The 25,607-nt window shown below is 34.3% G+C and carries 24 protein-coding genes and 1 riboswitch; of the genes, 13 read left to right on the top strand and 11 right to left on the bottom strand.

Going from position 1 to position 25,607, the window contains the following annotated elements:
• Positions 1-10 precede the first annotated feature (10 nt).
• Both ACRASX_RS09130 and ACRASX_RS09125 read left to right on the top strand, forming a co-directional pair.
• Positions 11-583, top strand: a complete 573-nt coding sequence (locus ACRASX_RS09130; protein WP_432223081.1) for a pseudouridine synthase — start codon at positions 11-13, stop codon at positions 581-583.
• A gap of 40 nt (positions 584-623) precedes the next feature.
• Positions 624-1,079 carry a tRNA (cytidine(34)-2'-O)-methyltransferase gene (locus ACRASX_RS09125; protein WP_432220976.1) on the top strand — a complete coding sequence of 152 codons (456 nt, stop codon included), beginning with the start codon at positions 624-626 and terminating at the stop codon, positions 1,077-1,079.
• 110 nt (positions 1,080-1,189) lie between these two features.
• Here ACRASX_RS09125 and ACRASX_RS09120 read toward each other — a convergent pair whose 3' ends face one another.
• From ACRASX_RS09120 to ACRASX_RS09105, 4 genes are all read right to left on the bottom strand, one after another.
• Positions 1,190-1,966: an ABC transporter ATP-binding protein gene (locus ACRASX_RS09120; RefSeq protein WP_432220975.1), complete on the bottom strand. Its 777-nt coding sequence runs from the start codon at positions 1,964-1,966 to the stop codon at positions 1,190-1,192.
• A gap of 295 nt (positions 1,967-2,261) precedes the next feature.
• Positions 2,262-2,672, bottom strand: coding sequence for a GxxExxY protein (locus ACRASX_RS09115; RefSeq protein WP_432220974.1), 411 nt, complete (start codon positions 2,670-2,672; stop codon positions 2,262-2,264).
• A gap of 45 nt (positions 2,673-2,717) precedes the next feature.
• Entirely contained in the window at positions 2,718-3,746 is a 1,029-nt protein-coding gene (locus ACRASX_RS09110) for an iron chelate uptake ABC transporter family permease subunit (protein WP_432220973.1), read from the bottom strand.
• Positions 3,747-3,751: 5 nt separating this feature from the next.
• Positions 3,752-4,894, bottom strand: a complete 1,143-nt coding sequence (locus ACRASX_RS09105) for an ABC transporter substrate-binding protein (protein ID WP_432220972.1) — start codon at positions 4,892-4,894, stop codon at positions 3,752-3,754.
• Between the two features lie 163 nt (positions 4,895-5,057).
• Between ACRASX_RS09105 and ACRASX_RS09100 the strand changes: the two genes are divergently transcribed.
• The 7 genes from ACRASX_RS09100 (at position 5,058) to ACRASX_RS09070 (ending at position 12,240) form a co-directional block, all read left to right on the top strand.
• Positions 5,058-5,420 (top strand): four helix bundle protein, encoded by a 363-nt coding sequence (locus ACRASX_RS09100; protein ID WP_432220971.1) that lies wholly within the window; start codon positions 5,058-5,060, stop codon positions 5,418-5,420.
• Between the two features lie 46 nt (positions 5,421-5,466).
• Positions 5,467-5,976 carry a bifunctional adenosylcobinamide kinase/adenosylcobinamide-phosphate guanylyltransferase gene (gene cobU, locus ACRASX_RS09095; protein ID WP_066307466.1) on the top strand — a complete coding sequence of 170 codons (510 nt, stop codon included), beginning with the start codon at positions 5,467-5,469 and terminating at the stop codon, positions 5,974-5,976.
• 57 nt (positions 5,977-6,033) lie between these two features.
• Entirely contained in the window at positions 6,034-7,713 is a 1,680-nt protein-coding gene (gene cobT / locus ACRASX_RS09090) for a nicotinate-nucleotide--dimethylbenzimidazole phosphoribosyltransferase (protein ID WP_432220970.1), read from the top strand.
• 19 nt (positions 7,714-7,732) lie between these two features.
• On the top strand, positions 7,733-8,527 hold the full coding sequence (locus tag ACRASX_RS09085; RefSeq protein ID WP_432220969.1) for an adenosylcobinamide-GDP ribazoletransferase: 795 nt from the start codon (positions 7,733-7,735) through the stop codon (positions 8,525-8,527).
• Entirely contained in the window at positions 8,512-9,066 is a 555-nt protein-coding gene (gene cobC / locus ACRASX_RS09080) for an alpha-ribazole phosphatase (RefSeq protein ID WP_432220968.1), read from the top strand. The genes ACRASX_RS09085 and cobC overlap by 16 nt, the downstream gene beginning before the upstream one ends.
• Before the next feature lie 72 nt (positions 9,067-9,138).
• Positions 9,139-9,340, top strand: a riboswitch (cobalamin riboswitch).
• Positions 9,341-9,366: 26 nt separating this feature from the next.
• Complete coding sequence (locus ACRASX_RS09075; protein WP_432220967.1) at positions 9,367-11,205, top strand: TonB-dependent receptor plug domain-containing protein; 1,839 nt, start codon at positions 9,367-9,369, stop codon at positions 11,203-11,205.
• 3 nt (positions 11,206-11,208) lie between these two features.
• Entirely contained in the window at positions 11,209-12,240 is a 1,032-nt protein-coding gene (locus ACRASX_RS09070) for a YncE family protein (RefSeq protein ID WP_432220966.1), read from the top strand.
• 299 nt (positions 12,241-12,539) lie between these two features.
• On the opposite strand, the gene ACRASX_RS09065 is transcribed toward ACRASX_RS09070, so the two are convergent.
• Entirely contained in the window at positions 12,540-13,985 is a 1,446-nt protein-coding gene (locus ACRASX_RS09065; protein WP_432220965.1) for a S41 family peptidase, read from the bottom strand.
• A gap of 223 nt (positions 13,986-14,208) precedes the next feature.
• Between ACRASX_RS09065 and ACRASX_RS09060 the strand changes: the two genes are divergently transcribed.
• Positions 14,209-14,733: a DUF4252 domain-containing protein gene (locus ACRASX_RS09060; protein WP_432220964.1), complete on the top strand. Its 525-nt coding sequence runs from the start codon at positions 14,209-14,211 to the stop codon at positions 14,731-14,733.
• A gap of 68 nt (positions 14,734-14,801) precedes the next feature.
• Here ACRASX_RS09060 and carB read toward each other — a convergent pair whose 3' ends face one another.
• Together carB and rpmH are read right to left on the bottom strand one after the other, a co-directional pair.
• Complete coding sequence (carB, locus tag ACRASX_RS09055; RefSeq protein ID WP_432220963.1) at positions 14,802-17,654, bottom strand: carbamoyl-phosphate synthase large subunit; 2,853 nt, start codon at positions 17,652-17,654, stop codon at positions 14,802-14,804.
• A 146-nt stretch (positions 17,655-17,800) separates the two neighbouring features.
• A complete protein-coding gene (gene rpmH, locus ACRASX_RS09050; protein ID WP_022828464.1) occupies positions 17,801-17,962 on the bottom strand; it encodes a 50S ribosomal protein L34 in 162 nt (53 codons plus the stop codon).
• 166 nt (positions 17,963-18,128) lie between these two features.
• Here rpmH and ACRASX_RS09045 point away from each other — a divergent pair, with 166 nt between their 5' ends.
• Positions 18,129-18,644 (top strand): hypothetical protein, encoded by a 516-nt coding sequence (locus ACRASX_RS09045; RefSeq protein WP_066307482.1) that lies wholly within the window; start codon positions 18,129-18,131, stop codon positions 18,642-18,644.
• A gap of 146 nt (positions 18,645-18,790) precedes the next feature.
• Positions 18,791-19,486, top strand: coding sequence for a TlpA family protein disulfide reductase (locus tag ACRASX_RS09040; protein ID WP_432220962.1), 696 nt, complete (start codon positions 18,791-18,793; stop codon positions 19,484-19,486).
• On the opposite strand, the gene ACRASX_RS09035 is transcribed toward ACRASX_RS09040, so the two are convergent.
• On the bottom strand, positions 19,487-20,143 hold the full coding sequence (locus ACRASX_RS09035; RefSeq protein ID WP_231739541.1) for an alpha/beta fold hydrolase: 657 nt from the start codon (positions 20,141-20,143) through the stop codon (positions 19,487-19,489). It abuts the gene before it with no gap.
• A 310-nt stretch (positions 20,144-20,453) separates the two neighbouring features.
• Here ACRASX_RS09035 and ACRASX_RS09030 point away from each other — a divergent pair, with 310 nt between their 5' ends.
• A complete protein-coding gene (locus ACRASX_RS09030; protein WP_231739544.1) occupies positions 20,454-20,756 on the top strand; it encodes a GNAT family N-acetyltransferase in 303 nt (100 codons plus the stop codon).
• Between the two features lie 70 nt (positions 20,757-20,826).
• Here ACRASX_RS09030 and ACRASX_RS09025 read toward each other — a convergent pair whose 3' ends face one another.
• The 3 genes from ACRASX_RS09025 to ACRASX_RS09015 form a co-directional block, all read right to left on the bottom strand.
• Positions 20,827-22,461 (bottom strand): ABC-F family ATP-binding cassette domain-containing protein, encoded by a 1,635-nt coding sequence (locus ACRASX_RS09025; RefSeq protein ID WP_432220961.1) that lies wholly within the window; start codon positions 22,459-22,461, stop codon positions 20,827-20,829.
• A 170-nt stretch (positions 22,462-22,631) separates the two neighbouring features.
• Positions 22,632-24,095 carry an alanine/glycine:cation symporter family protein gene (locus ACRASX_RS09020; RefSeq protein WP_432220960.1) on the bottom strand — a complete coding sequence of 488 codons (1,464 nt, stop codon included), beginning with the start codon at positions 24,093-24,095 and terminating at the stop codon, positions 22,632-22,634.
• Positions 24,096-24,383: 288 nt separating this feature from the next.
• Positions 24,384-25,559 carry a GlmU family protein gene (locus tag ACRASX_RS09015; protein WP_432220959.1) on the bottom strand — a complete coding sequence of 392 codons (1,176 nt, stop codon included), beginning with the start codon at positions 25,557-25,559 and terminating at the stop codon, positions 24,384-24,386.
• Positions 25,560-25,607 lie beyond the last annotated feature (48 nt).

Genomic DNA, 25,607 nt, shown 5'->3' with positions numbered 1-25,607 from the left:
TTATATGTCTATACACCGTCACTTCGTCCTTTTTAAACCGTATGGCTATCTTAGCCAATTTATTTATGAATTGAAAAGGACGAAGAAACTGTTGGGCGAACTGCATAATTTTCCAGAGGGAACAATGGCAATTGGACGTCTCGACGAGGATTCTGAAGGATTGCTTTTATTGACCACGGACGGAAAAGTAAGCGAGCAAATTCGGAGTAAAAAGGTCGAAAAAGAATATTATGTGCAAGTTGATGGTATCATCACGCAAGAAGCGATCGAAGAATTGAAAAAAGGAGTTGAAATTGGTTTTAACGGAACCAAATACACCACCAAACCTTGTCAATCTTTTTTGATTACCGAAAAACCAGACTTTGGAATTAGAGGTAAAAAAATTAGAGACGAACGCCACGGACCAACTTCGTGGGCATCGATCACGGTAACTGAAGGAAAGTTTCGACAAGTCAGAAAAATGACTGCAGCAGTTGGTTTTCCTACTTTGCGTTTGGTGCGCGTTCGTGTGGGAAATGTAAAACTTAATACTCTGAACGCGGGAGATGTTTTGGAAGTTACCGATTTTGAAACTTTCGGATAGTATTTAAAGTACTGAATCATTCACTTTACAAATTAAAAAAATGCTAAATATTGTTCTTATTGAACCCGAAATACCTAACAATACAGGAAATATTGGTCGATTGTGCGTAGGAACTGAAAGCCGTTTGCATTTGATTCATCCTTTCGGTTTTGTTATCAATGACAAAAACTTAAAGCGTTCTGGCTTGGATTATTGGGTGCATCTTGATGTTACTGAATACGAAAGCGTAGCAGCGTGGACGCAACAAATTCCAGATCAAACCAGAGTATTTTTAATGAGTTCGCATGCAGAAACTTCGTATTTAGAAACAAAGTTTAAAGATGGCGATTGGTTGGTTTTTGGAAAAGAAAGTGTCGGATTAAGCGATGCAGTTTTAGCTTTATTTGACAATCATCTTACGATTCCAATGTCTGATAAAATTCGAAGTTTTAATATTGCCAATTCGGTTGCTTTTGTAATTGGTGAGGCCAAGCGACAAATTGGATTGAACGGTTAAATGTAATATGAAAACTATTGCCGTAGCCCAGATAGAAGCGGTATCCTTTTGCTGGCTTTTTTAGCCAGGAAAAGATACAAGTGGATAGCTGGATTAGCTCTTGAAAAAAATTAAGTAATTACAAATTTCCCTTTTTGCGCATCAAACGTAATGTGCTCGTCGTTAAAGAGTGTTGCGAAATTTCCTTTTGAAATATGGTTGCAAGGTTCGTCTTGAACTACCAATTGAGGCGTCATGATAATCATTTCGTCACTCAATTGAAAGGCCAAATCTACGTCATGAGTTGAAAACAAAATGCTTTTTTGAGTTTCTTTGGTTAACTTTTTAAGGAGTTTAAAAAGTGATACTTTGTGCAACAAATCGAGATGTGTAGTGGGTTCATCTAAAACAATTAGCGGTGTATCTTGCGCTAGTGCTCTCGCTATTAATACTTTTTGCAATTGTCCATCACTTATTTCGTAATGTTTTTTATGAGACAAATGTGTAATTTGCGTCAACTCCATCGCTAGATTTACTTTCTCAATATCTTCGGGAGTTAAAGTTCCGATCCAATTGGTGTACGGTTGTCTTCCTAACGCGACCAATTCAAAAATAGACAAGTTGCTTGGCGGTAATTTTTCGGTCAAAACTACACTTAAGTTTTGTGCTAATTCAATATTTTTATATTCTAAAATGTTTTTATCACTTAGTAAAACACTGCCTGATAATGGCTTCTGAATTCCAGTAAGCGTTCGTAATAATGTAGATTTTCCGATTCCGTTTGCGCCGATTAAGGAAATTAGCTTACCAGATTGCAGGTTGAGGTTTAAATTTTCAGCAATGATCACAACCGATTTATTGGTTTTATAACCAATCGATAAATCTTTTGTTTGTAGAATGTTTTTCATTTTGCGATGATTTTTTTTAAACACATAGTAACGTAGGTTGTTTTTCTTTAAAAGGGCCAGATAGCATTTACTTGCAAATTATCTGATAGACTTAAGCGGCAGTAATTTGATAATGATTTAAATTATTTTTTTTGTACAATTTTGAATAACTCTATAACAATGCTAAATGTCGTTTACTACTTTATTTTCAATTACAATTTTCCTTATTTGAACACATAGAAACATAGGCTATTTTTTCTTCAAAAAAGGTTACATAGCATTTACTTGTAAATTATCACATAGCTTGAAATGGATATTACTTGGGTAGCAATTTAAAATATTCATTGACGAAGGTTTTTTGACCTTCTTTAAAAATATTAAAACAATTAAAATTTATTATAATTCCTTTTGGCGCTTTTAAAAGTTTCATATAGGTTAAAAGCTGTGCATGATGCAGTCCGTTTATTTCAGCAACTGTTTTTAGTTCGACTACTAAACAATTCTCAACAAATAAGTCGCATCTTAAATCTGCACTCAATTCCTTCTTTTTATATATTATTGGAACTTTCATCTCTGTGAAAAAATTTAATTTTCTTTGTGTAAGTTCTTCCTTTAAACACTTATGATAAACACTTTCAAGTAAACCTTTACCAATGATCTTATGCACCTCTATCGCGGCACCTATGACTTCATACGTTAGTTCATCTAAATACTTTTGAGTAATCATCTATCATTTATTTGAAATAAAAACTATGTTTCTATGCGTTTAAATTTAACTAAAACTTTTTTTCCGAACCATCAACCAGATGACCACCGGTGCCCCTATAATTGAGGTTACTGCGTTTACGGGTAAAGTAACGTCGAAACCAGGCATTTGAGAAAGCACGTCACAAAGCAACATAATCATTGCGCCAAAAAACAAGGTACTCCAAAATAAAATCGCGTGATTGCTGGTTTGAAATACTAGTTTGGCAATATGCGGAACAGCTAAACCAATAAAGGCAATTGGGCCAGCAAAAGCGGTTATGCTGCCTGCTAGAATGCCCGTAGCAAAAATAATGATCAGACGAATTTTAGCAAAATTAAGACCTAAACTTTTGGCATAGTTCTCCCCTAACAAAAGTGCATTTAATGATTTTATACTCGAAAGACTTACCAACAAACCAATAGTGACACAAATGGATAAAATTATGATTGAAGTCCAAGAAAGATTTCCAAGATTCCCCATCGACCAAAAAGTAAATTTTTGCAATTGTTCTGCAGAACTAAAATATGCCAAAACACCAACAATTGCACTTGTAAAACTACCAAACATCAATCCCACAATTAAAATGGCCATTGTATCTCGTAAACGCTGCGAAACAACTAATACCAATAATAAAACTAGTGTACTTCCGAGTGTGGACGCCAATACTATACCGTAAGAGGACAGCAACATTTCGCGCAAAAAAGCTGGCAACAATCCTGCTCCCAAAATCACAAAAGCAACACCTAAACTCGCACCTGAACTGAGTCCTAAAACATACGGACCTGCGAGTGGATTTCGGAAAAGTGTTTGCATTAACAAACCACTAATTGACAATCCCATTCCAACTAAAATTGCGGTAATGGCTTTGGGCAAACGGTAATTGATAATGATATATTCCCAAGTAGATTTGCTGGCTTCTCCGCCTGTCAAGCTCGTAAAAACTTCTTTGAACGGAATTGTTATTGAACCAAAACTAATGTTGATGATGAATAAAAAAACCAGTCCTATCGCGAGTACAACAAATAAAATGGTATTGCGTTTTTGATTGATCAACGTACTTAATTTAGTTTTTGAGCAAAAGTAAATTCATAACTCGGCAACAGTTCAGGATGAAATATTTTGATATAATCTTTCAAAACCAAATCGGGACGACTTGGACCTAATTCATAATAAATCGTTCCGCCTGTTGCGCCAAACTTATTTTCAAAAGTGTAGATGTTTTTACTGGTAAACGCAGCGAATTGACTGTAATGTGGGTTGCTTGCCGCTAATTCTGCTAAAGACTTAAAAGAACCTGTAGAAATCCAAAAGTCAGCCTCTTTGGCTTTGTCCAAAACTTTTTCAAATGAAAAAGCTAAACTTCCGGTTCCGTCAAGATCAGACCATAAATAATTCGATTTTGCATCACGCATAAATTGCGATACCCAACTTTTTCCGCGTGCAACATACCATTGATCTTGGTACATAGAGCCGTATAAAACAGTGGCATTCGCGTCACTCATTTCGACTAATTTTAAGGCTTGATTGTAACTGATGACAATTTTATCAAAAATATCTTTGGCTTGCTCTTCTTTTCCAAAAAGTGCTCCATATAATTTGATCCACTCGGCTTTCCCTAGTGGAGATTGCTCCATCCAATCGCCTTGAATAAGTACTTTTAAACCACTTTTTTGTAAATTGTCCAACATTGGATTGCTGTTATCTACTCCAAAAGTCACAATTAAACTAGGACTTAAATCGATTAGTTGTTCGATATTTAGTCTTTCGTTTTGTCCGACATTTTTCACACTTCCTTTATCAATTAAAACACGCGTTTTTTCAGAAGAAACATAATCGGTATGTGGAAAACCAACCAATTTGGTTTCTACTTCTAACATTTCTAAAAAAGGAATATTGGTAGTTGATGTCACTACAATAGACGCTAAAGGAACAGTAATATTTTGATACTTTCTTAAACTATCGGGAACACTTTCTGTTTTTTCTACTAGTATATATGTAAACTTTTTATTGGCATCAGGCCAAGGATTGCTTACTTTTACAACCGAATACCCGTCGTATTTTTGAATGGATAAACCCGCAGCATATTCAACACTATTTTGTACGATGATCGCTTTTTCGACTTTAACTTCCTCTTTCTTTTTACAGCTGACAACTGTTAAAAAAGAAACTATAAATAGCAATTTGTATGATACTCCTTTCATAATTTACAATTTGAATAGCAACAAAGGTAGAAGAATTTATAAATTTCTTGTTTATTATTGCTGGTAAAAAATTGAACAACCATTATCTTTACATTAACTAAACAATTATAAATTGTTAATTATTAATTATCAATTCTTAATTGTCAATTATAAATTGCGAATTATGAGAGAAAATATCGTGAAGACCAAAAGTTTTGAGTTCGCAATTCGAATTGTAAAATTATATCAGTATTTATCTGTCGAAAAAAGAGAATATATACTTTCCAAACAGCTATTAAGATCGGGCACGAGCGTTGGCGCGATGATTCGAGAATCAGAACATGCCGAAAGCAAATTAGACTTTATTCATAAACTTGCGATTGCTCAAAAAGAAGCAAATGAAACTGTATATTGGTTACAACTACTTAAAGCTACTAACTATCTCAATGACAAGGAATACGAAAATATTATAATTGATGCTGTAGAAATCCTGAAATTGATCACCAGTATATTAAAGACAACGAAAGCACAAATTATAAATAAGTAAGTAACAAAAATTCATAATTAAACATTTATAATTAATAATTAATTCCATGATCTATTTAATTACTGGCGGAGAACGTTCAGGCAAAAGCAGTTATGCTCAAGATTTGGCTTTACAACTTTCGGCAACTCCGATTTATGTGGCTACTGCACGAAAATGGGATGCCGATTTTCAGACCCGAATCGACCGACACCAAACGGAACGTGACGAGCGCTGGACGAATATTGAGAAAGAAAAACAGTTGAGTGAAATAGATTTTTCGGATAAAGTGGCGTTGATTGATTGCGTAACGCTTTGGTTGACCAACTTTTTTGTGGATACTAAAAATGATGTGACCGAAAGTTTAACGCAAGCAAAAGCTGAATTTACCAAAATGGCGGCGCAAGAAAATGTAACTTTGATTATTGTAACCAACGAAATTGGAATGGGCGTTCATGCGGACACGCCTATTGGCCGAAAATTTACCGAGCTTCAAGGCTGGATGAATCAGTTTTTAGCAAAAAACGCAGATCAAGTGACGTTGATGGTTTCTGGAATTGCAGTAAAAATAAAAGGGTAGCAGAAGCAATTTCAATCACAATTTCAATGGCAGTTTTACCGAAAAAATAAATTCAAAATGAGCAATTTAGATGATATCTTAAAAGCAAGACGGGATACACGTCATTTTACTGGCGATGAAGTTCCTGATTCTGTTTTGCAAAAAGCTTTGCAAGCTGGACATTGGGCACCATCGGTTGGCTTGACTGACGCGACCCGTTACTATATCATTAAATCACCTGAAGTTAAAAGAGCAATTAAAACCTTGTTTTTGGATTATGACGCCAAGGCCTCGGACTTGACAGATGATAAAAAGCAAAAAGCAAAATATAAATCTTTGAAATTGGAAGCGATCGAAGAAGCGCCGATCGGTTTAATTATTGCTTATGATCGATCCGTTTTAAATTCATTTACTATCGGGACTGTTGGCAGCAATGAAGCAGTAAAATTTAGTTCGGTTTGTGCAGCTCAAAACATGTGGCTGTCGCTCACAGAACAGGGATATGGAATGGGTTGGGTTTCGATTATTAATTATTATCAGTTTAAGAAAATCTTAAACTTGCCCGAAAACATTGAACCTTTGGGTTATTTTTGTGTTGGAAAGCCAGCGACAAACTACGACGACCAACCCATGTTGCAGCAGTTGGATTGGAAGCAAAAATCGCAAATTCCAGTAGTTACAGAAATTAGTAGTATCGATAAAACAATCTCACAGCAGATTGAAACTCATAAAAAAATAGCAGCATCACCTACTCTATTTTCCACTCAATCAATTCAAGATAAAATTGATGGAAAAACAAAACCTACTGGCTCTTTGGGAAAATTAGAGCAAATTGCTTTTCAAGTGGCTAGCGTTTTTCAAACGGTAACACCAGAAATCAAAAAACCAACAATTGTCGTTTTTGCAGCCGATCATGGTATTGCATTGCACGGCGTGAGTGCGTATCCGCAAGATGTTACCCGACAAATGGTTGCCAATTTCCTGGAAGGTGGCGCTGCGATTAACGTGTTTTGCAGACAACATAAAATACATTTAAAAATTATTGATTCGGGCGTGAATTATGATTTTCCAACCAATACGGAACTCTTGAATTGTAAAATTGCCAAAAGCACGCAATCTTTTCTTCACGGGGCTGCAATGAGTAATATTGAATTGCAATTGTGTTTTGAAAAAGGAAAACAAATCGTAGATCTTATTGCTAAAAATGGAAGTAATTGCATTGGTTTTGGCGAAATGGGAATCGGAAACACAGCAACAGCAGCTGTTTTAATGAGTCTATTAACTGAAATCCCCATTGAAGAATGTGTGGGAAGAGGGACGGGTTTGAATGATACGAAGCTAAAGGAAAAGAATATAATTCTAAAGAAAGCTATTGAAAATTACTCTGGCTCAACCGATTTGAATGAAGTCCTAGCGTATTTTGGAGGTTTCGAAATTATACAAATGGCCGCTGGGATGATAGCAGCTTTTGAAAATAATATGCTTATTCTAGTTGATGGATTTATTTGTTCGGTTGCCTTTTTGATCGCCAAAACCATGAATACTACTATTCAGCAAAATGCAATTTTCTGTCATCAATCTGATGAAAAAGCACATCGGAAATTATTAGACTATTTAAATGCTGAAACTATTTTACAACTAAATTTGCGTTTAGGCGAAGGAACAGGTTGCGCAGTTGCTTTTCCAATCATTCAGTCTGCAGTTGCCTTTTTTAATGAAATGGCAAGTTTTGAAAATGCTGGTGTGAGTCAGCAATAAAAATTACACAAATAATTAAATGAAAAAACAACTCCATATTTTTTTTACCGCTTTGATGTTTTATACCCGCATTCCTTGTCCCAAAGACATCGATCACAATCCGGACTATTTAAATAAAGCTTCTCGTTATTTTCCTCTGATTGGATGGATTGTGGGGATTATTTTTTTCTTGGCGTTTTATATTTCGTCTCAATTATTTTCGAATGAAACTGCAATTGTTTTCGGAATAATGGCAACAATTTTAACCACTGGTGCTTTTCATGAAGATGGTTTTGCAGATGTTTGCGACGGTTTTGGTGGCGGCTGGACCAAAGAAAAAATTCTTCTTATTATGAAAGATAGCGCTATTGGTGCTTATGGAGCGATTGGTTTAGTTGTTCTCTTTTTGTTGAAATTCACCTCTTTAAATGAATTACTGCAAGTAAGCATCATTCCGAATCACTATTTACTTTCACTTGCCTTATTGTTTATTTCTGGACACTCCGTGAGTCGCTTGGCGGCAATTAGCATTGTTTTTACACATCAGTATTCTCGTGAAGATGCGAGCAGCAAAAGTAAACCGATTGCACAAAACTTTGGATGGCAAGAAGTGGTTGGTGCTTTATTTTTTGGCTTGCTACCTCTTTTAGTCTTAGCTTTTTTTCAATCTCAACTTCTAATTGTGCTGCTGCCTGTTTTTATAATTCGTTATTTTTTAGCACGATATTTTCAGAAATGGATTGACGGTTATACTGGCGACTGCTTGGGAGCAACACAGCAAATTTGCGAAATCATCTTTTACTTATCTGTTATTGCTTTATGGAAATTTATTTAGTTCGTCATACAGAAACGGTTTGTGCAAAAGGAATCTGTTATGGTCAAGCCGATGTGGATCTTGTTACGCCACACGATGCCATATTTGAAAAAATTAGCAAGCAACTTCCTGAAAACGGAATTGTATACTCTAGTCCGCTACAGCGGTGTTTAAAACTTTCCAATTACATTGCATCTCAAAAAAAACCCCAATCGTTGACAGTCGACAATCGATTAATGGAGATGAATTTTGGTGATTGGGAACTGCAAAATTGGGATGAAATCAATCCCGAACATCTTAACCCTTGGATGGAAGATTTTGTCTCAGTACGCGTTCCAAATGGAGAATCCTTTGAAGATTTACATCAAAGAGTAGTTGATTTTATAGAAAATGAAATCAAATTTAAAAATGATACGAATATTATTATTGTGGCTCATGCTGGAATCATTCGCAGCATTTTGTGTCATGTGAACGGTATTGCATTGAAAGACGCTTTTCAGAATAATGTTGCTTTTGGAGAAGTTATTCAAATTACATTATTAGCAACTAATTCATTATAAGAGAATTATACATAAAAATACAATTTAATTTAAAATCTCAAACAAATTTTCATATTGCTGTTTTTTACTACTACATTTGCACCGCATTAAGGTTGTGTATATTTTCACACACATTAAAAGGGAATCAAGTTAATTCTTGAGCTGTACCCGCAACTGTAAGCTTAGTTCCGAAAGGAATGTTTGTTGTTAGCTACAAGCCACTGTTCGACACACCGAATGGGAAGGTAAACAACAAAACGCAAGCCAGGAGACCTGCCTTTGCATAAAAATCGAACTCTCGGGAAGAAGGGTTTAGAAATTATGAAAGCGAAAAATTTCTTTTTATTTATTTTAATGACTTGTTGCCAAATTATTTTGGCACAGAACGATAGTATTACTAAACTTAACGAAGTGGTTATCGTCTCTGATGCTAATCTCAAAAACTTCTCCAACACCCAATCTTTACAAAAACTAAGCGATACTATAATTCGCAACAATCAAGCCTCCTTAACGTCGCTTTTAAATTACAATACGGTACTTTATTTTAAAGAAAATGGTTTAGGTATGACTTCTTCGCCTTCTTTTAGAGGAACAACATCACAACAAACTGTGGTAGTTTGGAACGGAATCAACATCAATTCACAACTTTTAGGGCAAACCGATTTTAACACTATTTCTACTCGAGGATTTAATTCTATTGATGTTAAGGCGGGTGGAGGAAGTGTTGTTTACGGAAGCGGCGCCATTGGAGGAACTATTCATCTTAATAATGATCTTAAATTTTCAGATACATTTAAAAATGATTTGCAAGTTTCTTATGGCTATTTCAATACTTTAAGCGCAGTGTATGGAATTACTGCATCGACAAAAAAAATGAGTTTTGATGCCAGTTTTACCCGAAACAGCTCCGATAATAACTTTAAATTTGTCGGACACGAAGGAAGAAATTCAAACGGCCAATACTATAATAATGTATACAATTTTGCTTTAGGATATAAAATAAATACAAAAAGCACAATTCAATTTTATAATGAAATTTTCGACGGAGAACGTCATTTTTCGTTAACATCTCCCAATGCTACCAAGACAAAATATCAGGATTACAATACTCGAAATTTACTGACTTGGACAAATTCATTCGGTACATTCAATACAGACTTAAAACTGGCTTACATCACGGAACATTACAATTACTTTGAGGACATCGAACTTGACGGGTATACATCTGGCGGAGTAAAAAGTTTTATTGGAAAATATGACATTGCGTATGAACTTTCAGCAAAAGCAAAAATTAGTACCATTTTAGATTACAATAAGAATAATGGAACTGGCTCTGGAATTGGCAAAAGCAGTCGTGAAGTTGGCGGAGTTAGCATTCTTTTAAACCACATTTTAAGCGAAAAATGGAATTATGAAATGAGCCTGAGAAAAGAAATTTCTGATGCTTATAAAAGTCCAATACTTTTTAATGCTGGTTCTCGATATGATTTCTCCGATTCCTATCAATTAAAATTTAATTTATCTAGAAATTACAGAGTGCCCACTTTCAACGATTTGTATTGGGAAGGAAGTGGCAACCTAGACCTAAAACCAGAAAGTTCCTATCAAGCAGAAATTGGAAATCAATTTAAATATAAAGATGTAAAACTTACGGTTACCGCCTATACCATGAAAATTACAGACATGATTCGCTGGTTACCCAACAATACAGGAAATTGGTCTCCAGTTAACACTGATAAAGTATTCATTTATGGAGCAGAAACATTGCTAAATTATAAAAAAAGTATAGATAAACATACGTTCGATCTTACTAGTACTTACGCTTATACGGTTTCGACCGATAAAAATACGGACAAGCAACTGTTTTATGTTCCTTATAATAAACTAACAGGTTCACTATCCTATTATTATAAAAAAGTAGCTGCTTATTATCAAATAATGTACACTGGAGAAATTTTTACTACTTCGGATAATAATCCAAAATACATACTTGATGCATATAATGTTTCGAATTTCGGAATTGATTATAATTTCAGCAAAAAAAACACATTCAAAATAGGTTTTAAAGTGCAAAATCTATGGAACGAAAAATATGAAGCTTTACCAAGCAGATACATGCCTGGAAGAAATTTATCTATTAATTTAAATCTTAATTATTAAACCATGAAATTAAAAAATCTTTATTTAGGAATTATTGCAAGTACATTTTTATTTGCCTCTTGTAGCAACGATGACAACACCGAAATTGACACTCCACTTGGTGCATATGATAATGGTGTATTTATTACGAACGAAGGTAATTTTGGAACACCAAACGCATCAGTATCCTTTATTTCTAATGATCTACTTACTTTCCAAAACGACTTATTTGCGCTTGTAAATCCTTCAAAAGTTCTAGGAGATGTGGCACAATCTATGAGCTTCGCTGACGAAAAAGCTTTTATTGTACTCAATAACTCCAATGAAGTTAAAATTGTTAATCGTTACACTTTTGAAAGTTTAGGAAGCATTACTGAAAAACTGAAAAACCCAAGATACAGCACTGTTTTAAACGGAAAATTATATGTTACAAATAGTATTTCTAAAGAAGTAACTGTTTATGACGCAAAAACTTATGCTTATTTAGCATCAATTCCTGTAGGCAAAACTGTTGAAAAAATTATTTCAGCAAATGGTAAACTATATATAACCAATGGAGCTTTCGGAAGTGGTAGCAACGTAACAGTGATTGATCCTGCAACGAATTTAATCGCAAAAACGATAGTGGTAGAAAAAGGTGTTAACTCTATAGAAGCAAAAGACGGAAATGTTTATGTATTGTGCGGAAGTTCAGAAAAAAGCGCATTGTTTACAATCGATTCTAAATCCGATACTTCAACCGTAATAGAATCAACTAAACTAACTGGTGCTTTAAACATGGATATCGATGGAAACAAAATCTACTATACAAAAGGAACTGGCGTTTACGTAATGGATTTAAAAGCTACCACTTTAACGGAAACCCCATTATTTTCTGTAACTGATAGTAGTTGGTCTACTTTTTACGGGTTTGGAGTTATTGATGATAAAATTTATTCAGGTGATGCAAACGGATTTACATCGAGTGGAATTGTAACGGTATACTCAAATATTGGAGCAGTTTTAAAAACAGTAGATGTTGGAGTTGGACCGAACGGATTTTACTCTAGTAACTAAAAATAAAAACACGTTTCTAAATAAAATACAAGCGCATCTTTTAAAGCTTTACAAGCTGTTCGTTTTCTTAAAGATTTTTCTAAATTCAAATAGAACAAATCACTTATAACCAAAGGCTATCGTTGTAGAACTCACACAAAGAACTTTATTAAGGAACATATAATAAATCCAAGTTTAGCATACTACTAATTTTTCTTCTACTATTGAAGAAAATAGTTAACCCATAATTACGTTTTAATTATTTTTATTTTAGTTGTTTTAAACAAAAACGGCTTCCAATTGGAAGCCGTTTTTTAGTACTATAATGCTCTTAAAAGTCCTTCAGGAGCTTTTTCTATAAACATCTGATTTAGATTGTTCATCGCTTTATTATCTGTAAAGTATTTATAAACTAAACTCGGATTCTTCTTTGTCAATTTTTGAGTTCCAGTAATTTTACCAACGGCTGTACTTAATAATGGTTCAGAAAGCTCTCCAAGAATTCCTAAATTGCTAAGACTTTCTTTAAGTTCGTAAGTTGGAACTAGTCCGTCGTAATAATCCCCAAAATCATTTGCATTAACTATTTTTAAAACAATGGGTTGCATGGCGTATTTATGGTTCGGATTTACATTTTTCTTGGTAAAAGTTGGCGAATCGTATAAAGTTACAGATCCAACATTTTTTCCAGTTGTGACATCACCAATTTGAACTACGTCTATATACGACTTCAAACCATTAATTACCAATTCACTTGCCGAAGCGGAGCTTTTAGTTGTTAAAATATATACTTTGCTCAAATTTAAACTATTGATAGATTGTCCTTCTAAATCTTTTGTGAAATAATTTTTTAGCAATTCAGGATCTTCTTTTTTAAAATACTCATTGAATTTCGCATTCCATTCTTGTTTCGAAAATACCTTTCCATCAAATTGTCCCGTTATCATACTTGCCAAACGAGTGGCTGTTTGCACGGAACCTCCACCGTTGTAGCGTAAATCTAAAACTAAATCAGTAACTCCAGCGGCTTTCAGCTCTCCAAAAACGTTATTTAACTCTTTATCATAATCCGCATAAAAACCGTTGTACATGATGTAACCAATTTTATGAGAACCTGACTCAATCACTTTATGAATGGCAATTGGATTTTCTGCTAATACGCCTTTAGTTAAAGCAACTGTTTTACCATTTGAGGTAAAAGTACCACCGTTATTATCACCTAAATTTAGCGTATAATTTTCAAGATTTAGCAAGGATTGGTAATTGCTATCAGTTAATTGCGTTCCATTTACACCTACAAAAATATCGCCTCGCTTAATCTCTTTTTTCGATGCATCAGAATTTGGAACAATGTACCGAACATAGCCAAAAATCTCTGAACTACCACTCGATTTATACGACAAACCAAACTCCATTCCATCAGCCGTAGTTATTCCTTGAAAAGATTGCTCTAAAGCGGTGTAGTCTTTGACCATCCAACTAAATCGATCAATTTTAGGGTTAACACGCAGTGCATCGAATAGTTCGAAAGGATCGGTATAATTACGTAGAAAAGAATTTAATTGACCTTGATTGGCAAAACGATTGTCTGCTAAGTCTGGCACGTCAGCTTGCCATAAATAGTATTGGTTTAATCCTTTCCAAATAAAGTCTTGAACTTCTAAGTTATCTTGTTTCGCTAAATCAATATCATCTTGATCTTGGCAAGAATAGAAGGTGAGCGAAGCAAAAAGAAATACTGCAATAATTTTTAATGTAGATTTCATATAGTTAATTTCGATTGTATGGTTCTTGTAAATATAAACGCATTAGTTTTAATTATATTTTTAATAACAAAAAATAAGCCACATTACACTAAGATTATAAATAAGTGCAAAATAAAATAATCTGCTTTCGCTCAAGAAACTTATCATAGTCCTACAAATGGCACAATTATAGTAGTATCTTGTATTGCATAAATCAAAAAAAGTGGATTTAAAAAAAATTGAAATGAAAAAACTAACAATATTGGCAATGGCAATGCTTTGCACCACAACATTTTATTCTCAGAGCACTTTTGATGCCTACGATCAGCATGATGATGTTAATGCTATAGTTGTCACAAAAAAGATGTTCGAATTAATGGGTAAGGTACAAATAGATGGATCTGACAGTGTAAGTCAAAACTATCTGAATTTAACTAAAAAATTAACCGATCTAAAAGTTTTTACAACTCAAAATGCTGCCCGTGAAAAAGAAATGAAGATTAGCGCTTACAATTATATAAAGTCTGCTAGTTTAGTGGAGCTTAAAAAAGTAAACGAGACAGGCAAAACAGTTACTATTTACTCTAATGCTGGAGCAACTGCCAGTCAAGTTAAGGAACTGTTTATGTTTATTGAAAGTTCGTCCAATGAAGATTCTGTTTTAATGGATTTGAAAGGGAATTTTAGTTTAAGCGAAATTTCATTATTGATTGATAAAATGCAAATCCCTGGTGGAAAGTATCTGAAACAAGTAGCAAACGGTCGATAATATTATTTCGCAATTCATTATAAAAAAAGCCTCAATTTCTTGAGGCTTTTTTTATAAATAATCTGAGATTATTTACTCAAATACATTTTTCTTCTTGAATACAATTCGTAAAACTGATCGTCTTTTAAGTCATCAATGAACAAGATGCTCTCTCCTGTCGATTTCATTTCTGGTCCTAATGCTTTATTTACATTTGGGAATTTACTGAAAGAGAAAACGGGTTGTTTAATTGCATACCCTTTTAATTGGGGGTTAAAATTAAAGTCAGTTACTTTATTATGTCCTAGCATAACTTTCGTTGCGTAATTCACATAAGGCTCTCCGTATGCTTTTGCGATGAAAGGAACCGTACGAGAAGCTCTTGGATTGGCTTCAATAATGTAAACTGTATCGTCTTTAATCGCAAACTGAATGTTGATTAATCCAACCGTTTTAAGACCCAAAGCAATTTTATTAGTATGATCTTTAATTTGTTGCAGCACAAATTCACCTAAATTAAAAGGAGGTAATGTTGCATTACTATCTCCCGAGTGTACGCCACAAGGTTCAATATGCTCCATAATTCCGATAATATACACGTTTTCACCGTCACAAATTGCATCTGCTTCCGCTTCAATGGCACCATCTAAATAGTGATCTAAAAGTAATTTGTTTCCAGGTATTGTTTTCAGCAAGTTTACAACGTGCTCTTCCAATTCTTGTTTGTTAATTACAATTTTCATTCCTTGACCACCCAATACATAAGAAGGACGGATCAATAACGGAAAGTCTAGAACATCAGCCAGAGCTGAAGCTTCATCTGCAGTTTCTGCAATCCCAAATTGTGGGAACGGAATTTCTAATTCAGTCAATAAATTAGAGAAACGTCCTCTATCTTCTGCTAAATCCAAAGCATCAAAGCTAGTTCCAATAATTTTTATTCCATATTTAGAAAGTTTCTCTGCCAACTTAAGAGCAGTTTGTCCACCCAATTGTACGATAACTCCTTCTGGCTTTTCGTGTTGAATAATATCATAAATATGTTCCCAGAAAACAGGTTCAAAGTACAATTTATCCGCTGTATCAAAATCGGTCGAAACCGTTTCTGGATTACAGTTAATCATAATGGTTTCGTAACCACATTCTTTGGCAGCTAAAACTCCGTGAACACAAGAATAATCAAACTCAATTCCTTGTCCAATTCGGTTTGGCCCTGAACCTAAAACAATAATTTTCTTTTTATCAGAAACTACGCTTTCGTTATCTACATAACGCTCACCGTTTGCTTTTTCAATTTCAGCCTCAAAAGTCGAGTAATAATAAGGTGTTTTCGCTTTAAATTCAGCTGCACACGTATCTACCAATTTAAATACGCGGTTGATATTCATTGTATCACGTAAAGTGTGCACTTCACTTTCTAGACAACCAACCATGTGAGCAATTTGTCTGTCTGCAAAACCTTTTTGTTTCGCTTCAAGCAATAACTCTCTCGGTAAATCGGCTACCTTATAAGTAGCTATTTCTTTTTCTAAAGCATACAATTCTTCATACTGTCTCAAGAACCACATGTCAATTTTGGTGATTTCATGAATGCGACTCAAGGGAATACCCATTGCAATAGCATCATAAATTACAAAAACACGATCCCAACTTGCGTACGTTAATTTTTCAATGACTTGCTCGTAATTGGTATATCCTTTTCCATCAGCTCCTAAACCATTTCTTTTGATTTCCAAAGATTGAGTGGCTTTGTGCAAGGCTTCTTGAAACGAACGTCCAATTCCCATTACTTCACCAACCGATTTCATCTGAAGACCTAAAGTACGATCTGAACCTTCAAATTTATCGAAGTTCCAACGTGGTATTTTTACAATTACATAATCCAAAGTCGGCTCAAAAAGCGCTGAAGTAGATTTTGTAATTTGATTTTGCAATTCATCTAAATTGTATCCTAAAGCTAATTTTGATGCAATTTTTGCAATTGGATATCCAGTAGCTTTTGACGCTAAAGCAGAAGAACGAGATACACGAGGATTAATTTCGATAGCAACGATATCTTCTTTTTCATCTGGCGATACTGCAAATTGTACATTACAACCTCCTGCAAAATTACCAATGCTACGCATCATTAAAATCGCATAATCACGCATTCTTTGAAATGTAGTATCAGATAAAGTCATTGCAGGTGCAACAGTAATCGAATCTCCAGTATGAATTCCCATAGGATCCATATTTTCAATCGAGCAGATAATCACAACATTATCGTTTTTATCTCTTAAAAGCTCCAATTCGTACTCTTTCCAGCCCATCAAAGCTTTATCAATTAGTACTTCATGAATTGGCGATGCTTCTAGACCGGCGGTTAGCAATCGGTCAAAATCTTCAGGTTTGTAAACAATAGAAGCTCCAGTCCCTCCTAGTGTAAACGAAGGACGAATTACCAAAGGAAATCCAAATTCTTGCGCAATTTCTTTTCCTCTTAAATAAGAAGTACATATTTCTGCCGGTGCAGAAGGCACTCCTATTTTGTGAAGTAATTGTTTAAACTGCTCTCTATCTTCGGTAATATTAATTGCATTAATATCTACACCAATTAATCGTACCCCAAAATCCTTCCAAATTCCTTTTTCTTCTGCTTCTAAACATAAGTTTAATGCAGTTTGACCTCCCATAGTTGGCAAAACAGCATCAATTTGCGGATGTTCTTTCAGAATTTCAACAATCGATTTTGTAGTTAATGGTTTCAAATAAATATGATCGGCCATTGTTGGATCGGTCATAATTGTTGCAGGATTAGAGTTAATAAGAATAACTTCAATTCCTTCTTCACGAATCGAGCGTGCAGATTGAGAACCTGCATAATCAAATTCGCAAGCTTGACCAATAACGATAGGACCCGAACCTATTATTAAAACCGATTTAATTGATGTGTCTTTAGGCATTTTATTTGTGTTGTGTAGTTATAGTTTTTTCTAATTTAAAGTTGTAGCTACCTTAAAACTAAAGGATTAAACCTTTATTTACTGACAAGGTATAAAAAAAGGCGATACTTAAAAAAAGTAACGCCTTATTTATGTTTATACAAACATTATTTTTTGTGTCTTGGCTCGCAAGAAACAGTCAGTTTATGTCTTCCTTTCGCTCTTCTACGCGCAAGAACTTTTCTTCCGTTCGCAGATTCCATTCTGTCCATAAATCCGTGTTTATTTCTTCTTTTTCTTTTCGATGGTTGAAATGTTCTTTTGCTCATTGCTTTGTATCTTTAAAATGGTGTCTATTTTCTTTTTACTAGTTTTGAAAGACTTCCTCCAAAACCGAGTGCAAATATACAAAGTCTTTTTTTACTAGCAAGAAGTTTTATAAAAATATTTTTAATTCATTTTACTATCTTTGCAAACATAAATTTACACCCTATTATGTTTCACAAAAATATTAAATTAATTCTAGCGGCACTTATATTAGTGGCTAGTGTTTGGCAGTTTACGGAAAACAACATTGGAAATGGAATTTTCTTAATTTTAGTAGCAGGAATTCCTGTTTTTCTTTATTTTAAGAATGAATTTATTCTTTTAGCCTTTCTTAAATTAAGAAAACAAGACTTTGAAGGGGCAAAAAAGTGGTTGGCTTATATTAAAAATCCCGATACTGCGCTAGTTCGCAAACAACAAGGATACTTTAATTACTTGCACGGAATCATGCTTTCGCAAACCAATTTAAATAAGGCAGAGAAGCATTTCAAAAAAGCAATCGAATTAGGATTGTCTATGGATATGGACTTAGCTGTTGCTAAATTAAACCTTGCAGGGGTTGCGATGTCTCGAAGAAGAAAAATCGAAGCCAGCGGTTTGTTAGCTGAAGCTAAAAAATTAGACAAACAAGGAATGCTGAAAGATCAAATTATAATGATGAAAGATCAGATGAAGAAAATATAGTTTTCATAAAATTTCTTTCTTAATAAACTAAACCATCCATTGCGGATGGTTTTTTTGTGCCGTTCATCAAATAAACAAACAGTTGAACGTGTTTTTTAGAGCAGTAGCTTGATTTGTAATAATTTAAACCTTACAAAAAAATAGCTATGTTAAAAAAGGTATTTTCTACACTACTCTTACTTTGTTTTTCTATTAGTTATGGACAAAATACTAATGTTGCTTTTTCACGCGCTTTGCAGTTAAATATACGTCCGTATATCAAAGCGAGTAACAAAGCCTTTAGAGATCAAAATTTCACAGAAGGAGTTCGGTTGTTTGATTCGTTAGTGAACTATAAATTAGTCGGAACACAATTTGACGATTTTACAGTAAAAAATCTTTCTTCCAAAAAAATTACGCTTAGCAAAATAGGCAAACCCGTCTTTATCATTACCTATGCCTCTTGGTGCATTATAAATAAAGGAGATATTCCGGCACTCAACAAAATTGTTGAAGAACAGCATGGCGACTTAGAAGTTTTAGTTTTCTTTTGGGGAACCAGAGCTGACTTGCAAAAAACGTCTCGGTTTTTTCATAAAAAAATTCAAATTTGCTATACGGACACTAGTGAGAATGAAAATTATGAATTAGTAACGCGGCTAAAAAATACTTTAGGCTTCCCAACCTCCTATTTTATTGATTCCAATCAAAAAGTGCTAAGTATTAACCGAATTAGCAATCCATTCATGGGAAATATTACTTTGGAACAAGCAACCGAACAGAGCTATAAAAATTTTATCTCTATGATTAATACCGTACGATTAAAAAACAATTCGGTTGTTTTACCACTTGTAGAAAATTAATTACTTTCTTATAAAATCAGGTAGATTATCATTCATCCAACGAAATTTATTTAAAATCATAATGTGAGTACCACCTTTTACAACGATACAATTATCAATACATTTTATAGGAAAAACGTCGTCTGAATCTCCATGAATATGAATTACGTTCGGATTTGCAACAACTCTCTCCCAGAGAATAACACTTCGAATAGCCCAATTTAGATATTTATAATCGCGAATGGATAAATATTTTTTATACAAAACCAATCGTTTGTTTATTTTTTTTCCAAAAGAAAACTTCGCTAAACTCTCAACGTTTGCCAACAATCGTACAGGAATTAATTTGTATGCTTGAGTAGATTTTGCAATTCGCATTCGAAGCGGCAATTCTTTATTACTTTTAACGCTAGAAATAATGATTACCTTCTTCACTTTTATGTGTTCCGCCATCTCTTGAACCAAAATTCCACCAAAAGACACGCCGATCAAAACTGGATTTTCTTCCTTAATAGACAACGTCATTCGTTTTGCATAAGCCGAAAGTGACTCATTTTCCATGGGAATAGCCCATTCTAATAGATGAACTTCAAATTCGTCGGGCAGATTAATTCGTTCAAAAATTAAACTACTCGCAGCCAAACCAGGCATAAAATAAACGGGGATTTTTGGTGTCATTATTTCACAGATTTTAAACTTCTAAGAACCATAAATTTAAAGTTTTTTGATAGAAGCACCTAATTTCTAAAGCTTCTATTGGTTACTTATAATCGCCCAAATCATTTTAAGGGTCGCTTGTTCCTTCGGACAGACTGAGAAATCAGATGTTAAAACACTTTGTGTTTGACTTTCAAACACTTAACTTTGCACTTGCTAAATTAACTCAAAATAGACTTTGAGAGCTGTTGGTTTATTAGAACCAACAAAGAGTATAATTTTCTTATAATTTGCTCTTAAAAGCATAAATTCAAAAAAACAAATAAAAGTTATGGAACCAATTACAGCTATTGAAATTAAAGACAACACTTTTGCAAGACAATTTGAAACCACAGTAACAGAAGGAATGATTAGCGTTGAATATTCTTTTCAAGATAGAAAAATATTCTTAACCAAAATAAACACTCCCGAAGAATTTAAAAATGAACCTTTTATTGATAATCTAATTAAAAACATCTTAGAAACTGCTACCGAACAACGTTTAAAAGTTGTTCCTACTTACCCTAGAGTTGTTCAGTTTTTCAAAAAAAACCCATCGTATAAAGAACTCCTACCTCCCGGAATTAGACTGTAAACTCACTTTTAACAATAAAAAAAAGGCAAACTTTAATTAGTTTGCCTTTTTTAATACTATTGCATCTTTTTTATTTTTCAATTTCGCTTAAATTCTCCATTTTTTTGTGCGCTAAGAATCCTGAAATATCTTCAAAATGTTCTTTTACGCGTTTATTTCCGAATTCAAAAACTTTGGTAGCTAATCCATCAAGAAAATCACGGTCGTGCGAAACTAAGATTAAAGTGCCATCAAAATCACGCAAAGCATCTTTAATAATGTCTTTAGTCTTCATGTCTAAGTGATTGGAAGGCTCATCTAAAATTAATAAATTTACTGGTTCTAGCAATAATTTTATCATTGCCAAACGCGTTTTTTCTCCGCCCGAAAGCACTTTTACTTTTTTGGTAATGTCGTCACCTTGAAACATAAAAGCACCAAGAATATTTTTGATTTGCGTACGCACATCTCCAACCGCAATATTATCTATAGTTTCAAAAATAGTTGCATTTTCATCTAATAAAGAAGCCTGATTTTGAGCAAAATATCCAATTTGCGCATTGTGGCCTATATCTAAACTTCCACCATCAATACCAATTTCTTTCATGATAGCCTTAATCATAGTCGATTTTCCTTCGCCATTTTTACCAACAAAAGCCACTTTTTCACCTCTTTCAATGACAATATTAGCATCTTTAAAAACCACATGATCTCCGTACGCTTTTGTCAAGTCTTTAACAATAACCGGATATTGACCTGAACGCGCAGCCGGCGGAAACTTTAATTTTAATGCCGAATTATCCACTTCATCCACTTGAACAATCACTAATTTTTCGAGCATTTTTACACGAGACTGAACGGCGTCTGTCTTAGAGAAAGTCCCTTTAAAACGATCGATAAAAGTTCTATTATCCGCTATCATCCTTTGCTGTTCGTCGTACGCTTTCTGTTGGTGAATGCGTCGGTCTTTTCTAAGCTCTAAATAATGACTGTATTTTGCTTTGTAGTCGTAAATACGTCCCATTGTCACCTCGATAGTTCGATTTGTAATATTATCTACAAACGCTCTGTCGTGGGAAATAACTACGACTGCTTTTGCAGAATTAATCAAAAAATCTTCCAACCATTGTATACTTTCGATATCCATGTGATTGGTTGGCTCATCTAGTAAAATCAAATCAGGCTTGCGTAATAAAATTTTAGCTAATTCAATTCTCATTCTCCATCCTCCAGAAAACTCTGAAGTTTGTCGACTAAAATCTTTGCGAACAAATCCCAACCCAGTTAAAATTTTCTCTACTTCTGCTTCGTAATTTACTTCTTCAATTGCGTAAAACTTCTCACTTAGGTCAGAAACTCGTTCAATTAACTTCATGTACGCATCACTTTCGTAGTCGGTACGAACAGTTAACTGTTCGTTGATTTCATCTATTTCAGACTTCATTTTAAAGATCTCACCAAAAGCTTTTGATGCTTCTTCCATTACAGTAGCTCCGTCCACCGTTAGTAAGTGCTGCGGCAAATAAGCAACAACAGCATCTTTTGGCGTAGAAATACTTCCGGTAGAAGGTTTACTTTGACCAGCAATAATCTTCAGCAAAGTCGATTTTCCCGCGCCATTTTTTCCCATTAGGGCAATCTTATCATTTTCATTAATAGCAAAAGAAACATCGCTAAAAAGTGTGGTCCCGCCAAATTGAACGGAAATATCATTTACTGTAATCATTACGTTGATTGATTTTTTTTGAAGTTGCAAAGATAGATTAATTAGAGAAGTAGACAATTGGATACTCTTATAATTGCACAACCATAAATTTATTCTTTAAACCAGGAAAAAATCCGATAACCATCTTGATAGAATGCTTATCGGATTTTTTTATATTGATCGAAAAGTTATTACAATTTTCTGTTCTCATACAACTCTTCCCAAAGCGGCGCATTATCAACACCAATATCTTTCGGATTAAAAATTGGGTTTTTTCCTGCTTTTCGTTGTTTTTCGTAATCTTTTAAAGCTGCCAAAGCAGGTTTTTGCAAAATTAAAATGGCAATAATATTAAACCACGCCATTAAACCAACTCCTAAATCACCGATATCCCATGCCAATTTTGCTGTATTTACACTTCCGTAAATGATAACTAAAATCATTACTGCTCGCAATAAATGATTGTAAAATGGTGATTTTAACTTACGTGTCAAATACGAAACATTAGTCTCTGCAATATAATAATAAGCCAAAATAGTTGTAAAGGCAAAGAAAAACAATGCGATAGCAACAAAATAAGAACCATAACCCGGAAAAACTGTGTCCATCGCACTTTGCGTATAACCAGCACCAGGACTCACACTAGCCAATCCTGTATATAAAAACTCTGATTCTCCTTTAGATCCAAACGCAGGGTTTTGCACATTATAAGTTCCCGTAATTAAAATCATAAATCCGGTAGCTGTACAAACCAAAAGTGTATCAATATAAACCGAAAAAGCTTGTACCAATCCTTGTTTCGTAGGATGAGACACATTTGCCGCTGCAGCAATATGTGGTGCCGAACCTTGACCTGCTTCATTAGAATAAATTCCTCTTTTTACTCCCCACTGTACGGCTAAACCAAATACAGCACCGAAACCAGCTTCTTGATTGAAAGCACTTTTGAAGATCAAGGAGATGATTCCAGGCAATTGATCAATATCTACCGCGATAATTATAATAGCCGCAATAATATAACCTGCTGCCATAAAAGGAACAATTAGCTCCGTAAATTTCGCTATACGTTTAACTCCTCCAAAAACAATTGCAGCAAAAATAACTGCCAATGAAATACCCGTGATCCATGAGTCCAATTGAAAAGCATTTTGTATTCCTTCAGCAACCGAATTGGCCTGTACACCTGGTAATAAAATTCCCATGGCAACTACAGCTACAATCGCAAAAGCAGTAGCGAACCATTTTACTCCTAAACCTCTTTCAATATAAAAAGAAGGTCCACCACGTAGCAATCCTTTATTTTCTTCTTTATAAATTTGTGCTAAAGTTGCTTCTATAAATGCCGTACTAGCACCAAAAAATGCTACCGTCCACATCCAGAATAAGGCGCCAGGTCCACCGAAAGCAATAGCAGTAGCTACACCTGCGATATTTCCTGTACCTACTCTACCAGCCAAAGACATCGACAACGCTTGAAAAGAGGACACGCCAGATTCTGAACTTTCACCATCAAATAACAAGCGAAACATTTCTCTAAAATGACGTACTTGAAGAAATCGAGTTCTTAATGAAAAATAGAGACCTGCTCCTAAACACAATACAATTAAAGCATTACTCCATATGATATCATTCAAAAACGTTACAATTTCTTCCATACAACAAATCTGTTATTTTATAATTATTAAAAATGCAATAAAATCTTTCAAAAAATAAAAATTTGGTATAAAACTATAACATCTAAAGAAAAAAAACTAATAGATAATCATATTAAAAATTTAAAAACCAATACCGAAGAATTATAAAACTATTAAAAACGCATCTAAATTTACATAATTATTGTTAAAACATCATACTGAAGAGTAAATCCATTATAAATTCGCAATAAAACAAAAAGAGCTTTACCATATTACGGAAAAGCTCTTTTTATTTTAGTTACTTTTAATTTAATCTCTACGCCACTTTTTAGTCTCGTCAAAAACGTGTTCTAAAATAGATTCTTCGACCGCGTCAAAAGCAATATTACGACGACTTAAGACTAATTTTACAGTTTCAAAAGCTTTTTTAGTATTGTAAGTAGTAAATCCAGCAGCACCACCCCAAGAAAAACTTGGGATAAAATTACGAGGAAATCCAGTCCCGAATATATTTGCACTGACGCCCACAACTGTACCGGTATTAAACATGGTATTTATACCACATTTACTATGATCACCCATCATTAAACCACAGAACTGCAGTCCTGTTTTAGCAAATCCTTCGGTCTCATAACTCCACAATTTCACTTCTTCATAGTTGTTTTTAAGGTTAGAGTTGTTAGTATCTGCACCCAAATTACACCATTCACCTACAACAGAATCTCCTAAATAACCTTCGTGCCCTTTATTTGAATTTGGAAAAATAACTGAATTTTTGACTTCACCTCCAATTCTAGAGCCATTCCCGACGGTTGTAGCGCCGTAAACCTTGGCTCCCATTTTCACAGAAGCACTTTCACATAACGCAAAAGGTCCACGAATAACGGCATTTTCCATAATTTCTGTATTCCTACCTATATATATAGGTCCGGTAGAAGCGTTAAGAGTTACAAATTCTAACTTAGCCCCTTCTTCTAAAAAAATATTTTCTGGCGCAATAACATTAACACTTTTAGGAATTGGCTGTGATTTTCTGTCTGCGGTTACGAATTCGAAATCTTGGCAAATCGCAGCATTATTTTTAGAGAAAATATCCCAAGTGTTTTGAACTGTAATGCAATCTTCTGAAAATTGTAAAATCTCGTAAGCGTCCAAATCTACTTCTTCTTGATTTTCTGTAGTGTAAAAAGCAATTATATCTTCGCCTTTGTAAATGGCTTGATTCTCCTTTAAATCTTGAATCATTTCAACCAAATTGGCTGTGGGCAAAAATGAGGCATTTATCATGACGTTCTCTTCCACTTCGACCATTGGAAATTTCTGTGATAAGTACTCTTCAGTAATAGTTGTAATAGTAGATCCCAAACGCATCTCCCACTTTTCGCGAATGGTCATAATACCGATTAGGATATCAGCGACGGGTCGCGTAAAAGTAAAAGGCAACAAAGCATCTCGTGCTGGGCCATCAAAAAGAATATAGTTCATACCGTATTGTTTGGTTATTTATGAGTGGTTATTTATAAATACGGGGCA

Origin of the sequence: Flavobacterium sp. TMP13 (assembly GCF_050847115.1) — a bacterium.
In the GTDB taxonomy this organism is placed as follows: Bacteria; Bacteroidota; Bacteroidia; order Flavobacteriales; family Flavobacteriaceae; genus Flavobacterium.
This window is presented reverse-complemented; position numbering and strand designations above follow the sequence as displayed.

Bases quoted from the DNA above. Each gene is read 5' to 3' on its own strand.
- ACRASX_RS09125 (WP_432220976.1), top strand. From the start codon at position 624: ATGCTAAATATTGTTCTTATTGAACCCGAAATACCTAACAATACAGGA.
- ACRASX_RS09120 (WP_432220975.1), bottom strand. From the start codon at position 1,966: ATGAAAAACATTCTACAAACAAAAGATTTATCGATTGGTTATAAAACC.
- ACRASX_RS09115 (WP_432220974.1), bottom strand. From the start codon at position 2,672: ATGATTACTCAAAAGTATTTAGATGAACTAACGTATGAAGTCATAGGT.
- ACRASX_RS09105 (WP_432220972.1), bottom strand. From the start codon at position 4,894: ATGAAAGGAGTATCATACAAATTGCTATTTATAGTTTCTTTTTTAACA.
- ACRASX_RS09100 (WP_432220971.1), top strand. From the start codon at position 5,058: ATGAGAGAAAATATCGTGAAGACCAAAAGTTTTGAGTTCGCAATTCGA.
- cobU (WP_066307466.1), top strand. From the start codon at position 5,467: ATGATCTATTTAATTACTGGCGGAGAACGTTCAGGCAAAAGCAGTTAT.
- cobT (WP_432220970.1), top strand. From the start codon at position 6,034: ATGAGCAATTTAGATGATATCTTAAAAGCAAGACGGGATACACGTCAT.
- ACRASX_RS09085 (WP_432220969.1), top strand. From the start codon at position 7,733: ATGAAAAAACAACTCCATATTTTTTTTACCGCTTTGATGTTTTATACC.
- cobC (WP_432220968.1), top strand. From the start codon at position 8,512: ATGGAAATTTATTTAGTTCGTCATACAGAAACGGTTTGTGCAAAAGGA.
- ACRASX_RS09075 (WP_432220967.1), top strand. From the start codon at position 9,367: ATGAAAGCGAAAAATTTCTTTTTATTTATTTTAATGACTTGTTGCCAA.
- ACRASX_RS09070 (WP_432220966.1), top strand. From the start codon at position 11,209: ATGAAATTAAAAAATCTTTATTTAGGAATTATTGCAAGTACATTTTTA.
- ACRASX_RS09065 (WP_432220965.1), bottom strand. From the start codon at position 13,985: ATGAAATCTACATTAAAAATTATTGCAGTATTTCTTTTTGCTTCGCTC.
- ACRASX_RS09060 (WP_432220964.1), top strand. From the start codon at position 14,209: ATGAAAAAACTAACAATATTGGCAATGGCAATGCTTTGCACCACAACA.
- carB (WP_432220963.1), bottom strand. From the start codon at position 17,654: ATGCCTAAAGACACATCAATTAAATCGGTTTTAATAATAGGTTCGGGT.
- rpmH (WP_022828464.1), bottom strand. From the start codon at position 17,962: ATGAGCAAAAGAACATTTCAACCATCGAAAAGAAAAAGAAGAAATAAA.
- ACRASX_RS09045 (WP_066307482.1), top strand. From the start codon at position 18,129: ATGTTTCACAAAAATATTAAATTAATTCTAGCGGCACTTATATTAGTG.
- ACRASX_RS09040 (WP_432220962.1), top strand. From the start codon at position 18,791: ATGTTAAAAAAGGTATTTTCTACACTACTCTTACTTTGTTTTTCTATT.
- ACRASX_RS09035 (WP_231739541.1), bottom strand. From the start codon at position 20,143: ATGACACCAAAAATCCCCGTTTATTTTATGCCTGGTTTGGCTGCGAGT.
- ACRASX_RS09030 (WP_231739544.1), top strand. From the start codon at position 20,454: ATGGAACCAATTACAGCTATTGAAATTAAAGACAACACTTTTGCAAGA.
- ACRASX_RS09025 (WP_432220961.1), bottom strand. From the start codon at position 22,461: ATGATTACAGTAAATGATATTTCCGTTCAATTTGGCGGGACCACACTT.
- ACRASX_RS09020 (WP_432220960.1), bottom strand. From the start codon at position 24,095: ATGGAAGAAATTGTAACGTTTTTGAATGATATCATATGGAGTAATGCT.
- ACRASX_RS09015 (WP_432220959.1), bottom strand. From the start codon at position 25,559: ATGAACTATATTCTTTTTGATGGCCCAGCACGAGATGCTTTGTTGCCT.